Genomic DNA, 14,797 nt, shown 5'->3' on the forward strand with positions numbered 1-14,797 from the left:
GCGCTCAGCGCTTGCCCGGACGCTTGCGCTCGTTCCACGCTGCGATGGCCGAGGCGGCGGCGCCTGCGGCACGATCTATCGCCTCAGCGGATCGGCTGAACACATCCTGCGCGGCGTCCTGCCAGCTCGACGCTGACGGCGTCTCTCCTGCCTGCACTCTCGCGGCGTGCTCGGCCGCCTCGAAGGCGCGCTCGAGGTCGGCGACGGCATCGCGGTAGGCGGCGAAGTCCTCGGCGCTGACCCGCCCGGTGGCGGCACGGCGCATCTCGACCGCGTGCGCTGCCGCCCGAAGATACGCGGCTGTGGCGGGCTGTCTGACATCGGTCATCGCCGGGTACGCGATCTGCAGGCCTGCATCGGTCTCGTAGCTCATCCAGCGCACCACGATCGCCTCATGCTGCGCCTGCAGGCGCTCCAAAGGGCGGGGTGCGGATGCCGCGGGGATGGCCGCGCGCGCGGCGCTGAGGCGCACCTGCTTCGCGCGGACGTCTGCCGCGGCGGCCTTGGCGTCGTTCTCCTTGGCGCGCAGCATCCGCTTGGCACCGGCGACCTGTTCCTGGGTCGCGCGCCGAGCGCTGCGTTCAGCCGAGATGCGCACGACATCGGCCCTGGCGAGCTTCGCGGCCATCCGTCGTTCGACCGCCGCCTGCCGGGCGGCCCTGAGGTCGTGCCGAGCCGCGTCGTACTCGAGTCGGCGACCGCTCCTCGTGCTGCGACGACGGAACCCGACCGCACCGGCGGCGACCCCTCCTGCCGCGACGGGCGCGATCCACCACAACTCGACGGCGAGCAGCAACGGATCCATACTTCGATGCTACCCAGGCCGACGCCTCACCGCTCCGCCGTCTCCGCCTTCGCCGTCTCCGCGCCGAACGACCGAGGCCACGACCGATGATCGGTCGTGGCCTCGGTGTTCAGGAATCCCGTTCGTTCACACCAGGGTCTGCTGCCAGGCGGCGTGCAGCTGCGCGAACTTGCCGGTGCCGCTGATCAGCGTCTCGGGAGTGTCATCCTCGATGATCTTCCCGTGCTCCATCACCAGCACCCGGTCGGCGATCGCGACCGTCGAGAGACGGTGCGCGATGATGATCGCCGTGCGGTCCTTGAGCAGCGTCTGCAGAGCATCCTGAATCAGACGCTCCGAGGGGATGTCGAGCGACGCGGTGGCCTCGTCGAGGATCAGCACCGCAGGGTCGGCGAGGAAGGCGCGGGCGAACGAGATCAGCTGACGCTGACCTGCCGATACGCGACCACCGCGCTTGTTGACGTCGGTGCCGTAACCGTCGGGCAGCGACGAGATGAACTCGTCGGCCCCGACCGCGCGGGCGGCCGCACGGATCTCGTCGAGCGACGCGTCGGGCTTTCCGAGGGCGATGTTGTCGGCGACCGTGCCGCTGAAGAGGTACGCCTCCTGCGTCACCATGACGATGGCTCGACGGAGATCCTTCGGGTGCAGGTTGCGCAGGTCGACTCCGTCGAGCGTGACCTTTCCGATCGACGGGTCGTAGAACCGCGAGATCAGCTTCGCGAGCGTGGACTTCCCCGCTCCGGTCGTGCCGACCAGAGCGATGGTCTGCCCCGCCGGGATGTCGAGCGAGAAGTTCGGCAGGATCGTCTTCTCACCGTTGTAGCCGAAGGTCACCTCATCGAACTCGATGTGTCCCCGCGACTCCCAGAGGTCCACCGGCTTCTCGGGATCCGGAACCGTCGGCACCTCCTCGAGCACGCCGGACACCTTCTCCAGCGCCGCGGTGGCGGACTGGTAGGAGTTCAGGAACATTGCGATCTCCTGCATCGGAGCGAAGAAGTTGCGCACGTACAGCACGGCCGACAGCAGCACGCCTACGGTGAGCGCCCCCTCAGACACACGGATGCCGCCCCAGAGCACGACGATGCCGAGAACCAGAGCCGCGACCCCCATCAGCCCCGGCTCGAACGTGCCGAACAGCAGCATCGAGCGGCGGTTGACGTCACGGTACTCGCCAGCGATCTTCTGGAACGTCACGTCGTTGCGGGGCTCCTTGCGGAACGCCTTCACCGCACGGATGCCCGTCATCGTCTCGACGAACTGCACGATCACCTTGGCGCTGATCACACGCGACTCGCGGTAGACGAGCTGCGAGCGCGAGTAGAACCAGCGCATCAGGAAGAACAGCGGCACGCCGCCGATCGCGAGGATGAGCCCGGACTGCCAGTCCCACACGCACAGCGCGATGAACGTGAACAGACCGAACAGCACGCCGGAGACGAGCTCGTTGAGCCCACCGTCGAGAAGCTCCTTGATGGAATCGAGATCGCTCGTCTGGCGCGAGATGATGCGACCGGACGTGTATGACTCGTGGAACTCCAGGCTCAGGCGCTGGGTGTGCAGGAAGATCCGCTTGCGCAGGTCGAGCAGCACCGCCTGGGTGAGCTTGGCCGCGATGATCACGTACCAGGCGATCATCGCCGCCGCGACAGCACCCGCGAGGAGGTAGATCCCGCCGATCATGAAGGTCGGCATCCAGTCGGCGCGCTCGAGCACGGCGGGCAGCGCCCGGTCGAGCCCGATGCTGATCAGGATCGGGCCGGCGACCTGGAGCGCCGTCGAGATCACGAGCACGACCGCCGCGAGCACGATCTGCTTCTTCAGGGGACGCACGAGCGAGCCCAGCAGTCGGAGCGACCGACGGCGGATGGCCCGGCTCTCCTCCTTGGTGTAGCTGGAGCGGTCTTCGTCCTGGGTTCCGGTGATCGCGGAGCTCATCGCTGCACCTCCTTCTCGGTGATGATGTCTTGGTCGGCGGCATCCTCGCGGATGCCGGCCTGAACGGCGGCGTCGATCTCGTCCTGCTCATCGCGGATGATCGGGATCGCGCCCGTGCGCGCCGCCTCCTCGGCCTCGAGGCTCGAGATGACATGGCGGTAGTGACGACTCGTCTTCAGCAGTTCGCTGTGCGTTCCGACAGCGGTGACCCGGCCTGCTTCGAGCAGCGCCACGCGGTCGGCGAGAGCCACGGTCGAGGGCCGGTGCGCCACGATCATGGCCGTGGTGTCGGCCAGCACGTGTCGCAGCGCCTCTTCGACGAGAGCCTCGGTGTCGACGTCGAGCGCAGACAGCGGGTCGTCGAGCACAAGCACCTTCGGGTTGGCAGCGACGGCCCTGGCGAGCGCCAGACGCTGACGCTGTCCGCCCGAGAGGCTCAGCCCCTCTTCTCCGATGACGGTCTCGACGCCCTCCGGCAACGAGTCCACGAAGGCCGCCTGGGCGACGTCGAGCGCCTCGCGCAGCACACGCTCGGCCTCCTCACTGTGCACGTCGAGGTCGGCACGCCCCAGCAGCACGTTCTCACGCACGGTCGCCGAGAACAGCGTGGCGTCTTCGAAGGCCATCGCGATGTGCTGGCGCAGCTCGGCGAGCGGCAGGTCGCGCACGTCGACGCCGTCGAGCGTGACCCGACCGCCGGTGACGTCGTAGAGGCGCGTCGGCAGCGTGGTCAGCGTGGTCTTGCCGCTGCCGGTCAGTCCGACGAGGGCCATGGTCTCGCCCGGTCGCAGCACGAGGTCGATGCCGTCTAGCAGGTCGCGCTCGTGGGCTCCCGCATCCTGGTACCGGAAGTGCGCCGCCTCGAAGGCCAGCTCGCCGCGGGGCTCCGCGATGTGCACCGGGTTCTCGGGGTCGGTGATGGAGTTCGTCTCGGAGTAGATGTCGAACACGCGATCGGTCGCGGTGCGCGCGTCGAGCATGAACGAGAACAGGAAGCCGATCGATTCGATGGGCCAGCGGAGCACCACGGCCATGGCGAAGAACGCGAACAGCTGCGCCTGGTCGATCTCGCCCTGCGAGATCAGCCAGATGCCCGACATCAGGCTGAGACCGAAGGCGATCTGCGGCATGAGGTCGAGCCAGAACCAGATCGACGCGATCGCGCCTGCCTTGCTCATCTCGGTCTCGCGCAGCGTCTCTGCCTGACGGCTGAAACGGCCGAGGGCGTGCTTGCCCCGGCCGAAGGCCTTGAGCACGCGGATGCCGTGCACGCTCTCCTCGACGCTCGTCGCGAGGTCGCCCGCCTGGTCTTGGCTGCGGCGCGTGAGCGCGCCGTAGCGCTTCTCGAAGAGGTAGCCGCGGATCCACAGCGGGATGGCGGTGACGATGAAGATGACGCCCAGCAGCCAGTGCCAGCGGAACAGCAGCACCGAGCCGATGATGATCGTCAGCACGTTGACCACGAGCAGCACGAGGCCGAATGCCAGCCACCGGCGGATCAGGCCGATGTCCTGCATCATTCGGCTCAGCAGCTGCCCCGACTGCCAGCGGTCGTGGAACGAGACCGGCAGCGTCTGGAGCCGCGAGTAGAGCTCGGTGCGCATCTTGTACTCGACCTGCGTCGCAGGGTTGAGCACGAACTGGCGACGCAGCCAGACCATCAGCGCCTCACCGAGGGCGAGGCCGAAGACCGCGAGCGCGCCCCAGGCGATGGCGTCGATCGCGCCCGTCTGCACGGGTCCGCGCATGATCTGCTCGAGCACGATCGGAATCATCAGGGCGATGATCGCGGCCACGAGCGCGCTGGCGGCACCTCCGGCGAGCCGCCAGATGACGGGCTTCACGAAGGGCTTCAGGCGCCACAGGGCGGCCGGCGTGGAGAGGGAGGAAGAGGAAGAGGCGTTCTGCGATGAAGGCGAGGAAGACATGTCTCTCAGACGAGTTTCGTATGGGAAGCGGTTGCTGAAGGGGGGGCGGACGCAGCAAAGGACTCTCGGAGTCCGGCATCCGGTGAGGTCGTGCGTGTCGGAAAGTGGCTCTAGCGGAGCGGGCGCACCGGGGTCGAGCCGAGAGCGGCGATCTGCACAGCGGCGATCGATGTCATGGTGTCCTCCTCAGGGGCTCGGCGATGTCGTCCGGTCGGTGCGACAGCCCACCAGCCTATTCCTGTGAACAAGCTGAGCGCAAGAGAGATTCCCGAATCCTCGACGCCGTCTTCCTCGGGCGACGTCGTGCGCGGGTCTCAGCGCCGAGCGACAGCCCATCTGCGCTCGCCGATCCCTCCGCACTCAGCCCCGCGCGGCTTCTCTCTCCAACAGGCTCGCCTTGACATCGAGGCCCCAGGCGAATCCGCCGAGCGTGCCGTCGGTGCGCAGCACACGGTGGCAAGGCACGAAGAGCGCCGGAGCATTGCGGGCACAGATCGAGGCCGCGGCCCGCACCGCACGCGGATTGCCGAGGCGCGCCGCGAACGAGGTGTAGGTCAACGGCTCCCCAGGTTCGATCTCACGCAGCGCCGACCATCCGGCGAGCTGCAGCGTCGTGCCTGTCTGCTTGACGGCGACCGCATCGATCGCTGAGAGGTCTCCCGCATAGAACGAGAGCACCGCGGCTGCTGCATCGGCGTCGCGCTCGCGCACCTCTGTCGGGCGGCCCTGGGGCGAAAGTCGGGCGACGATCGTCGCCTGATCGGCCGTCCACCCCGAGGAGAGCACACGCTGGCGCTCGTCGGCGAGGATGGTGAACGGTCCGTCGGGGGTCTGGATGGTCTGGATGATGGCGTTCATGAGGTCTCCTTCACAAGGGTGGTGGTCTGGGACGCGCGCGCCCGTCGAACAGGCCGCGCCGGTGCTGCGCGCCAGAGATGCGCACTGAGATAGCTGCGCCACGGAGCAGCCCGCTCCGCCCACGCGACGAGCGGCAGCGGATCGCCCGGGAGTCCGGAAGCGGCGGCCCCTGCCCGCAGCGCGACGTCGCCGGGGAGAATCACGTCGGGGTCGCCCAGTACGCGCATCCGCACGTAGTCGGCCGTCCAGGGGCCGATGCCCGGCATCGCGAGCAGCGCCGCGCGCTGCTCGACCCCATCATCGCCGACCGTGAGCCTCAGGGTTCCGTCGGCGAGCGCCGTGGCAGCGCCGACGATCGCCCTGATGCGAGCCCCCGGCCCTCGCAGCACCTCGGCCCCTCGCTCGGCGATCGCCGACATCGTGGGGAACAGAAGACCCTGCTCTGTGCGCTCCCCCAGCGCCTCGGTCAGGGCGGTGAGGGCGGTGCGAGCGGCGACGACCGTGATCTGCTGACCGATCATCGCGCGGATCAGCATCTCATGCGGATCGGCAGAGCCGGGCACACGGATTCCGGGGGTGCGTGCGACGAGCGGAGCGAGCTCGGGGTGCACGCTCAGCGCCTGATCGACCGCGAGCGGGTCGGCGTCGAGATCGAAGATCCGTCGCACGGTCGACACCAGCGGAGCGAGGTCACCGAGCTGCGCGACGCGGGCACGCAGGTGCAGTCGCTCGGCCGCATCCTGACTCACCTCGAACCACGCGGGCCCGCCCGCCATGCGCAGATGACGCGAGAACGACGAGGCTGTAGCCTCTTCGACCCCCGACACCGCACGGGCTGACATCCATTGGAAGATGCCGGACGCATCGAGGGGTCCGCGATACGGGAGAACGAGGTCGATCGCGCCCGGAACCGCCGATGCCGGCATCTTCCGGCGGGCCCTGAGCTCGCCCGGCGTCAGCCCGAACACCTCGCGGATCGTGTCGTTGCACTGTCGGATGCTCGCGAAGCCCGCAGAGAACGCGACATCGGAGATCTGCATGTCCGTGCCGACGAGCAGCATCCGCGCCGTGTGAGCCCGGTGCGCCCGGGCGAGGGCGAGCGGACCCGCACCGAGTTCGATCGAGAGCAGCCGAGTGAGGTGCCGAGTCGAATAGCCGAGGCGCACGGCGAGGCCGGACACCCCCTCGCGCTCGACCACGCCCGAGGCGATGAGACGCATCGCCCGAGCTGCGACGTCGCTGCGCAGATCCCACGCCGGTGAGCCGGGTGCCGCCTCCGGCAGGCAGCGCTTGCAGGCCCGGAATCCCGCTTCGTGGGCCGCGGCGCTGGTCGGATAGAAGGTGACGTTCTGCGGCTTGGGCGTGCGCGCGGGACAGCTCGGTCGGCAGTAGATTCCGGTCGAACTGACGGCGGTCACGAACTGACCGTCGAAGCGCGTGTCACGTGCGCTGATCGCGCGATATCGCTCGTCGAAGTCGGTCACGGGGAAGCTCATGGCTCCACTCTGCCACTGGCACCCGACACCGGCTGGCGGAAATCGGACATCGCGGTGGCCCCCCGGACGTCGCCGTGAGATCAGCCCTTCAGATACACCGTCGCGGTCTCGGTGAAGAACTCTCGGGCCGCGGCCCCCTGTTCCTTCGGGCCGAGCGCACTCGCACCGCTGCCACCGAACGGCACGTGCAGATCGGCACCGGCCGACGCCGAGTTGATGTGCACGACGCCCGCCCTGATGTCCTCGATCGCGCTGAGTGCGTCCGCGAGGCCGGTCGTGAAGACAGCGGTCGAGAGGCCGTACTCGCTGTCGTTGACCAGCGCGATCCCCGCCTCGGTGCTCGAGACCCTGCGCACGCCGATCACGGGGCCGAACAGCTCGTCCGTCCACAGCTCGCCCGGGTCGTCCTCGTTCAGCTCGAACACCGACGGCGCGATGAAGTAGCCGTCGTCGAGATCGCCCGGCCCATACGATTCCGGAGCGACCACCGGCGTCGCCGAGGTTCGAGCGCGCGCGATGGCGGCAGCGACCCGGTCCCGCGCGGAGGCGTCGACGACGGGCCCGACCTCGACCGCCTGATCCTGGGCGTCGCCCACGACCATCCGCTCGGTGCGTGCCGCGAGCCGGCGCAGGAACTCGTCGGCGACCGCGTCGTGCACGATCACCCGAGACGTGGCTGTGCACTTCTGTCCGGCGGCGCGGAACGCGCCGATCGCCACCTGCTCGACGGCGATGTCGAGGTCGGCATCGGCGAGCACGAGCGACGCGTTCTTGCCGCCCAGCTCGCCCTGGAACGGGATGCCGCGCGCAGCCAGCTGCGCGGCGATGATCCGGCCCACCTTCGTGGATCCGGTGAAGGTCACCGCATCCACGTCCGGATGCGAGACGATCGCCTCGCCGACTGAGGCCGTGCCGTTCACGAGGTTCAGCACTCCCCGCGGCAGACCGGCCTGCTCGAGCGCCTCCGCGAATCGCATCGCGAGCACGGGGACGAATGTCGCGGGCTTCCAGACGACCGTGTTGCCCCAGACCAGCGCGGGAGCGAGCTTCCACGCCGGGATCGAGATCGGGAAGTTGAACGGCGTGATCGCCCCGACGACCCCCACGGCCCGCCGGATCAGGAGGATCCGCTCGCCCGGTGTCGGAGATTCGAAGACACCGCCGCTCTGGCGTTCGACCTCCTGCGCGTGGAAGCGGAGGATGTTCGCGGAATGCCCGGTCTCGGCGATCGCCTCGACGAGCGTCTTGCCCTCTTCGCGAGCCAGCTCCCTCCCCCACTCCTCGCGATGCGCCTCGATGATGTCGGCAGCGCGGAGCAGGATGCCTGCACGTGCGCGCGCCGGTGTGCGACGCCAGCCGTCGAACGCCGCGCGGGCCGCCGCATAGGCGCGGTCGACATCGTCGTCCGACGCACCGGGGCCTTCGGCGACGACATCGCTCGGTCGGCTCGGGTTGAGATCGACGAGGAATTCTCCCCCGCCCTCGACCCAGGTTCCGTCGATGAAATGGCGCAGTGCGATGACGGTCATGATGCTCCCTCGGTGACGGTGCTGCGGAAGGCGGAGAAGCCGGTGATGTGGGCGCCGAGCACGAGAGTGTGCACCTCGTCGGTGCCCTCGTACGTGCGGACGGATTCGAGATTGGCGGCGTGGCGCAGCGGCGAGTAGTCTCCGGACACCCCGTTGCCCCCGAGGATCGTCCTCGCCTCCCGGGCGATGGCGATGGCAGCCCTGGTGTTGCTGAGCTTGGCGACCGAGATCTGATGCGGCTGGAGTCGTCCCGCATCCTTCAGCCTGCCCAGGCGCAGAGCGAGCAGTTGGGCCTTCTCGATCTCGACCGCCATGTCGACGAGTTTCTGCTGCGTGAGCTGGAACGCGGCGATCGGCTGATTGAACTGGATGCGGGTGCGAGAGTACGACAGCGCTGTGGCGTAGCTGTCGCGGGCGGCGCCGATCACACCCCAGCCGATGCCGTACCGAGCCTCGTTCAGGCACGAGAACGGGGCGCGGAGGCCGCGAGCCTCCGGCAGCTGCGCACTCGCCGGCAGGCGCACGTCGGTGAGCGTGATGTCGCACTGGATCGATGCTCGCATCGAGAGCTTCGGCGCGATCGGCGTCGCGACGAACCCGTCGGAGTCGGTGGGCACGATGAAGCCACGAACGCCGTCGTCAGTCTGCGCCCAGATGATCGCGACCTGGGCGATCGAGGCGAGACCGATCCACCTCTTCGCACCGTTGATCACCCAGCCGTCGCCGTCGCGACGAGCGAACGTGGTCATGCTCGAGGGGTCTGATCCGGAGTTGGGCTCGGTGAGTCCGAAGCATCCGATGGCCTCGCCGCGTGCCATGCGGGGCAGCCACTCCTGCTTCTGCTCCTCGCTGCCGTGCTTGTGGATCGCGCTCATCGCGAGCGAACCCTGCACCGACACGAAGGTGCGCAGACCAGAGTCACCCGCTTCGAGCTCCATCGCGGCGAGTCCGTACTCGACGGCGCTTCGACCGGCGCACCCGTACCCCGAGAGATGCATGCCGAGCAGTCCGAGCTCGGCCAGCTCCGGCACGAGCTCGGTCGGGAAGATCGCGCGGTCGTACCAATCGGCGATGTGGGGACGGATGCGGGCCTCGACGAACGCACGCACGCGATCGCGCGTCGCCCGTTCGTCGTCGCTGAGCATCTCGTCGAAGTCGAGCAGGTCGGGAACGGCGGTCATGCTGCGGCCTCCTCGGCGGCGATGGAGCGGATGGAACGGCTGAGGATCTCGAGCCCGGTGTCGAGCACGGCCGGCTCGATCACGAGCGGCGGCAGCAGGCGGATGACGTTGCCGTGCGTGCCGCAGGTCAGGGTGAGCACGCCCGCCGCGTGGCAGGCAGCGGTGACGCGCTGGGCGAGGTCGGCGCGGGGCGCGAGCGTGTCGGGGTCAGCGAATTCGAGCGCCATCATCGCTCCTCGCCCTCGCACCTCGGCGATCACCGGGAACTCGGCGAGCAGCGGCTCGAGGTGGGCACGGATGCTCTGCTCGATACGAGCGACACCCGGCAGCAGCTCGGGGTCTTCGAGCACCTCGAACACGGCGAGCGCCGCGGCGCAGGCGAGAGGGTTGCCCGCGTAGGTGCCGCCGAGGCCGCCCGTGTGCGCCGCGTCCATGATCTCGGCGCGGCCCGTGACGGCGCTCAGCGGCAGCCCGCCACCGAGCGCCTTGGCCGTGAGCGTGATGTCGCCGGCGATTCCCTCGTGCTCACTCGCGAACAGACGACCCGTGCGGCCGAGGCCGCTCTGGATCTCGTCGATCACGAGCACGATCCCGTGCGCGTCCGCGATCCGGCGGAGCCCCGGAAGGAACCCTTCAGCGGGAACGATGAACCCGCCCTCGCCCTGGATGGGCTCGACGACGAGCGCGGCGAAGTGGTCGGCCCCGTGCTCGATGACGATCCGCTCGATCTCGGCGAGCGCAGCATCGGCGCCCTCGCCACGCAGCGGGTTGGCGTTCGGTCCACGCACGACATCGTTCGGGAAGGGGCCGAACGTGGTCTTGTACGGGTGCTCCTTGGCCGTCATCGCCATGGTCAGCAGGGAACGGCCGTGGTAGGCCTCGTCGATCACGAGCACCCCGGGCCTGCCGGTGTGCGCCCGCGCGATCTTCACCGCGTTCTCGACGGCCTCGGCCCCTGTGCTGAACAACGCTGTGCGCTTCTCGAAGTCGCCGGGCACGTGGGCGTTGAGCCATTCGGCCACACGCACGAACCCTTCGTACTCGGTCACCATGAAGCAGGTGTGGGTGAAGAGGTCGAGCTGCGCCGCGACGTTCTCGCGCACGCGGGGATTGGCCGCGCCGACGCTGGTCACGGCGATGCCCGAAGCGAGATCGATGAGCATGTTGCCGTCGACGTCCTCGAGCGTGGAGGTGCCGGCGCGGGCGATGAAGACGGGAAGGGTGATTCCGAACCCGGAGGCGACGGCGGCGGTGCGCTGAGCATGGAGCTCGCGCGATCGCGGCCCGGGGATCTCGGTGATCAGATGCGGAGCGGTGGTCATGAGGTCGACGCTAGAGTGCCGCCGAGACGTCAAGGGTGACACTTCGCCTAGTCTTGATGATTCACCTGTGCGTACTGCACAATGACGACATGGTCTCCCTCGGCGAACTCGCTCTCGCATCCGGCTCCTCGTTGCGCCCGCTCGCCCCGTTCGACGCCGCACGCGGAATCACGGGAGTGCATGTCTCGGAGCTCGACGACCCCGGTCGCTATCTCGACGGCGGCGAACTGCTGCTCACCACCGGCATCCCGCTGCACGCTCACTCGGCCGACCTCTATGTCGACCGACTCGCCGAGCAGGGCATCGGTGCGATCGGGATCGGTCTCGGCGAAGGGTGGGAGCACGCGCCGTCCGCGCTGGTGGAGAGATGCCGCACGGCGGGGATCCCGATCTTCGAAGTGCCCGACGGCGTCCCGTTCCTCGACGTCTCTCGGGCGTTCTGGTCGATCGCGGGACGCGGCGGTCAGGAGGAGGCGATGCGCACCGCTCACGCCCACACCCGGCTCGTGCAGGCTGCAGCGGGGCCAGATCCGCTCTCCGCGGTCGTTCGCGTGATGGCGCAGGCCATCGGCGGATGGGTCGCCTGGCTGCCGATCGGTGAGGGCGGCTCGGCAGGAATCCTGCATCCCCCGTCGCTCGAAGCCATGCTGCCGTCCGTGCGCGCGGACGTGGAGAGGTCGCTGCTGCGTTCCGGGGTCGAGGCGGCGTCGTTCGTATCGCACGGTTCGACGGTCGTCGCGCACGCGGTGACAGACGGCGAACGCACCCGCGGCGCTCTCGCCCTCGGCGCCGGGAGACCCTTCGGCAGCTCAGATCGCCGACTCGCCCTCACCGCCACCGCCCTTCTGCGGCTGCTGAACGCGCGGGAGCGAGGGGGCCCGACACCCGAGGCGTGGATCGCTGAACTCGCATTTCGCGGTGAACCCGCAGCCGCCCGCGCACTCGCCGCCGCCTCCGATATCGAGCTGCCGATGCTCTTCCGGGTTCTCGCAGGCGTCGGCGCCACGGTAGACGGCGGATTCGGCGCCGGAACCGCGCATTCGGGGGTGCACCTCACCCTGCTCTCTGCCGAGGCGGACGCGACGCCCGATTCCGGAGTCCTCAGCGGGCCGGTCGGCCTGGAAGACGTCGCTGCCGCGGCTGCCCGGGTCATGGCCCTCCACCGCACGGATCCCGACGCAGGGGCCCGCACCGATCCGCACTCGCGGTCGCGCCGCTGGGCCGATCTGCTCGCGAGCGGCGATCCGGAACTGCGGCGCACGGTCATCGCGTACCTGCGCAATCGTCAGCAGGCCGAGCGGACCGCACGGGAGCTCGGGGTGCATCGGAACACCATCAGGCCGAGAATCGCCACCGCGGAGAAGATGCTCGGCGCCTCGCTCGACGATCCGGACGTCACGGCCGAACTGTGGCTCGCACTCCGCGATCGTGGGCTCTAGCGATCGGCATCCAACCACGCCCGCACGGACTCATCGTGCTCGCCGAGCCGCGGAGGTGCGGACGCCGTCACCGGGATCGCCGGGGACCAGGTGAGCGGTGAGCGGATCTGCCTCGACCGGCGCCCGTCGCCGCCGACGGCATCCCACACAGGATCGAGCCCGAGATCCTCGGCGAGCGCGATCCCGTCGCCGATCGAGTTGACGACGCCGGCGGCGACGCCGATGCGATTCAGCCTCGCGGCCCACGCCGCCGCCGTGTCGGCGGCCAACGCAGACTCGAGCTCGACGACGAGTGCCTCGCGATGCGCGACGCGGTCGGGGCTCGTGAGGAACCGCGGATCGGCGGCGAGCTGCGGGCATCCGAGTTCGGTGGTCATCCGGGCGAACTGCGCGTCGTTGCCGCACGCGACCGCGATCGGAGAGTCGGCGCAGCTCAGCGATTCGTAGGGAGCGATCGACGGATGCCGGTTGCCCAGCCGGCCGGGCTCGGTGCCGGCGCCCAGGTGCGCCGACACCTGGTTGACCAGCGCCGCCTGCAGACTCGACAGCAGGTTGACGTCGATCCTCGAGCCGTGCCCGGTCAGCTCCCGCCGGCGGAGGGCCGCGAGGATGCCGATCACCGCGTCCTTGCCGGTCAGCACATCGACGAGGGCGACACCCGCCTTCATCGCATCGCCGTCGGTCTCACCGGTGATGTGCATGAGGCCGCCGACCGCCTGGGCGACGAAGTCGTAGCCGGGAAGCGCGGCACCGGCACCCAGGCCGAAGCCGCTGACCGAGACGTAGACGAGACCGGGGTGTTCGACGCAGAGCGAGTCCCAGTCGAACCCGAGTTTCGCGAAGAGCCCCGGTCGGAAGTTCTCGATCACGACATCACTTCTCGCGATCAGCTCGCGCGCGTGTGCCGCGTCGCCCGGATCGGCGAGGTCGAGAGCAACGGATTCCTTGCCGCGGTTGGCGGATTCGAAGTACGTCGTGATCCCGGATTCGGCATAGGGCGGACCCCACGCTCTCGTGTCGTCGCCCGAGCCGGGCCTCTCGACCTTGATGACCCGCGCACCCAGATCGGCGAGCGTCATGGTCGCCAGCGGACCCGCGAGCACGCGGGAGAAATCGGCGACGACGATCCCGTCGAGCGGCGCGCTCACCGGCGCACCCGCAGCGGCTGCGAAGTGGACTCCCTGGCGACGACGGTGATCGGGAACTCCACATCGGTGCCGGATGCTGCCCGACCGTCGAGCAGGTCGATGAGCAGCTCGGCGCAGGCGACTCCCGAGTCACGGGGGCGCAGATCGATCGAGGTGATCGACGGAGTCAGGAACGGCAGCGACGGATGATCGACGCACGAGACGACCGTGATGTCCTCGCCTACGGTGCGGCCGAGGCGTCCGAGCACGGCGACGACCTCGATCGCGCTGGAGTCCGGTCCGCAGATGATCACGTCGGTCTCCGGATTCGTCTGCAGCAGTCGTTCGGTCGACTCGCGCACGGCATGCCAGGGCGCCTCGAACGAGATCGGCGCGATGACCGGTTCGAGGCCGCGCGCCGTGCACCCCCTCCGATATCCCGAGACGAGCTGGCGCGACCAGTCCGTCGCATCCGGGGCGACCAGCAACGCAGGATGCTGGGCCTTCGTGACGTCGACCTCGTCGAAGAGCCGGAGCATCGCCGCCTCGTGCGACGACCAGATGACACCGTCGGGAACCCCCTCGATGTCATCAGGCAGGTGCTCCTGGGTGACGATCGGGATGCCTGAGGCCATGAGCGACGGCAGCCCGGGGTCTCCGGAGACGGGGTCGCCGATGATCAGCCCGTCCGCCCGGATGGGCCGCGAACGGCCCGACGACGCCAAAGGGCTCACGATGGTGACGTCGATGTCGTGGGCCGCAGCGCTCGTGACGATTCCGAAGGTGAACGCCATGTAGTACGACGACCGGGACACGACCTCGGGGAGCACGATCCCGATGGTGCCGATCGCGCCGCCACGGAGGTGCCTCGCCGCCGTGTTGACTGAGTATCCGAGCTCGGCTGCCGCCGCCAGCACGGCCTCCCGAGTGGCCGACGACACGCGACCGCCGCCGCTGAGCGCGTCGGACGCCGTGGTCTTTCCGACACCCGCGCGCCGAGCGACATCGATCAATCTGGCGCGTCGTGACTCTTGCATGCGGCCGAGTCTAACCACACGGAGCAAGCCGTAATCCACTCGAAACACATCGGGTCTTGCGCCGTAACACGCTTTTCGCATACTTTTGCCGGAACGTTCCGGCACGCAGACGTTCCGGCACCGACTTCCGATGG

11 protein-coding genes are annotated in these 14,797 nt (G+C 69.1%); 1 reads left to right on the forward strand and 10 read right to left on the reverse strand.

Annotated elements, in window-relative coordinates; genetic code table 11:
• Nucleotides 1-4: 4 nt before the first annotated feature.
• The 8 genes from RQG82_RS18510 to gabT form a co-directional block, all read right to left on the reverse strand.
• Nucleotides 5-805 (reverse strand): hypothetical protein, encoded by an 801-nt coding sequence (locus tag RQG82_RS18510; RefSeq protein ID WP_311260265.1) that lies wholly within the window; start codon nucleotides 803-805, stop codon nucleotides 5-7.
• A 126-nt stretch (nucleotides 806-931) separates the two neighbouring features.
• Nucleotides 932-2,746 (reverse strand): ABC transporter ATP-binding protein, encoded by a 1,815-nt coding sequence (locus tag RQG82_RS18515; protein ID WP_311260266.1) that lies wholly within the window; start codon nucleotides 2,744-2,746, stop codon nucleotides 932-934.
• Nucleotides 2,743-4,674 (reverse strand): ABC transporter ATP-binding protein, encoded by a 1,932-nt coding sequence (locus tag RQG82_RS18520; protein WP_311260267.1) that lies wholly within the window; start codon nucleotides 4,672-4,674, stop codon nucleotides 2,743-2,745. Before RQG82_RS18520 ends, RQG82_RS18515 begins: the two co-directional genes overlap by 4 nt.
• Before the next feature lie 360 nt (nucleotides 4,675-5,034).
• Nucleotides 5,035-5,532 (reverse strand): methylated-DNA--[protein]-cysteine S-methyltransferase, encoded by a 498-nt coding sequence (locus tag RQG82_RS18525; RefSeq protein WP_311260268.1) that lies wholly within the window; start codon nucleotides 5,530-5,532, stop codon nucleotides 5,035-5,037.
• On the reverse strand, nucleotides 5,529-7,028 hold the full coding sequence (locus RQG82_RS18530; RefSeq protein ID WP_311260269.1) for an AlkA N-terminal domain-containing protein: 1,500 nt from the start codon (nucleotides 7,026-7,028) through the stop codon (nucleotides 5,529-5,531). Before RQG82_RS18530 ends, RQG82_RS18525 begins: the two co-directional genes overlap by 4 nt.
• 80 nt (nucleotides 7,029-7,108) lie before the next feature.
• Entirely contained in the window at nucleotides 7,109-8,557 is a 1,449-nt protein-coding gene (locus RQG82_RS18535; RefSeq protein ID WP_311260270.1) for an aldehyde dehydrogenase family protein, read from the reverse strand.
• Nucleotides 8,554-9,738: an acyl-CoA dehydrogenase family protein gene (locus RQG82_RS18540; protein WP_311260271.1), complete on the reverse strand. Its 1,185-nt coding sequence runs from the start codon at nucleotides 9,736-9,738 to the stop codon at nucleotides 8,554-8,556. Before RQG82_RS18540 ends, RQG82_RS18535 begins: the two co-directional genes overlap by 4 nt.
• Nucleotides 9,735-11,060, reverse strand: a complete 1,326-nt coding sequence (gene gabT, locus RQG82_RS18545) for a 4-aminobutyrate--2-oxoglutarate transaminase (protein WP_311260272.1) — start codon at nucleotides 11,058-11,060, stop codon at nucleotides 9,735-9,737. Before gabT ends, RQG82_RS18540 begins: the two co-directional genes overlap by 4 nt.
• A gap of 89 nt (nucleotides 11,061-11,149) precedes the next feature.
• On the opposite strand from gabT, the gene RQG82_RS18550 reads away from it, so the two are divergent.
• Nucleotides 11,150-12,499, forward strand: coding sequence for a PucR family transcriptional regulator (locus RQG82_RS18550; protein ID WP_311260273.1), 1,350 nt, complete (start codon nucleotides 11,150-11,152; stop codon nucleotides 12,497-12,499).
• Here the strand turns inward: RQG82_RS18550 and RQG82_RS18555 are convergent.
• Both RQG82_RS18555 and RQG82_RS18560 read right to left on the reverse strand, forming a co-directional pair.
• Entirely contained in the window at nucleotides 12,496-13,647 is a 1,152-nt protein-coding gene (locus RQG82_RS18555; RefSeq protein ID WP_311260274.1) for a CoA transferase, read from the reverse strand. The genes RQG82_RS18550 and RQG82_RS18555 overlap by 4 nt on opposite strands.
• A complete protein-coding gene (locus RQG82_RS18560) occupies nucleotides 13,644-14,663 on the reverse strand; it encodes a LacI family DNA-binding transcriptional regulator (RefSeq protein WP_311260275.1) in 1,020 nt (339 codons plus the stop codon). Before RQG82_RS18560 ends, RQG82_RS18555 begins: the two co-directional genes overlap by 4 nt.
• Nucleotides 14,664-14,797 lie beyond the last annotated feature (134 nt).

It is taken from the genome of Microbacterium sp. WCS2018Hpa-9, assembly GCF_031843745.1.
Taxonomy (GTDB): domain Bacteria; phylum Actinomycetota; class Actinomycetes; order Actinomycetales; family Microbacteriaceae; genus Microbacterium.

What these genes read in the sequence shown, in the direction of transcription:
- RQG82_RS18510 (WP_311260265.1), bottom strand. Translation starts at nt 805, where the DNA reads ATGGATCCGTTGCTGCTCGCCGTCGAGTTGTGGTGGATCGCGCCCGTC.
- RQG82_RS18515 (WP_311260266.1), bottom strand. Translation starts at nt 2,746, where the DNA reads ATGAGCTCCGCGATCACCGGAACCCAGGACGAAGACCGCTCCAGCTAC.
- RQG82_RS18520 (WP_311260267.1), bottom strand. Translation starts at nt 4,674, where the DNA reads ATGTCTTCCTCGCCTTCATCGCAGAACGCCTCTTCCTCTTCCTCCCTC.
- RQG82_RS18525 (WP_311260268.1), bottom strand. Translation starts at nt 5,532, where the DNA reads ATGAACGCCATCATCCAGACCATCCAGACCCCCGACGGACCGTTCACC.
- RQG82_RS18530 (WP_311260269.1), bottom strand. Translation starts at nt 7,028, where the DNA reads ATGAGCTTCCCCGTGACCGACTTCGACGAGCGATATCGCGCGATCAGC.
- RQG82_RS18535 (WP_311260270.1), bottom strand. Translation starts at nt 8,557, where the DNA reads ATGACCGTCATCGCACTGCGCCATTTCATCGACGGAACCTGGGTCGAG.
- RQG82_RS18540 (WP_311260271.1), bottom strand. Translation starts at nt 9,738, where the DNA reads ATGACCGCCGTTCCCGACCTGCTCGACTTCGACGAGATGCTCAGCGAC.
- gabT (WP_311260272.1), bottom strand. Translation starts at nt 11,060, where the DNA reads ATGACCACCGCTCCGCATCTGATCACCGAGATCCCCGGGCCGCGATCG.
- RQG82_RS18550 (WP_311260273.1), top strand. Translation starts at nt 11,150, where the DNA reads ATGGTCTCCCTCGGCGAACTCGCTCTCGCATCCGGCTCCTCGTTGCGC.
- RQG82_RS18560 (WP_311260275.1), bottom strand. Translation starts at nt 14,663, where the DNA reads ATGCAAGAGTCACGACGCGCCAGATTGATCGATGTCGCTCGGCGCGCG.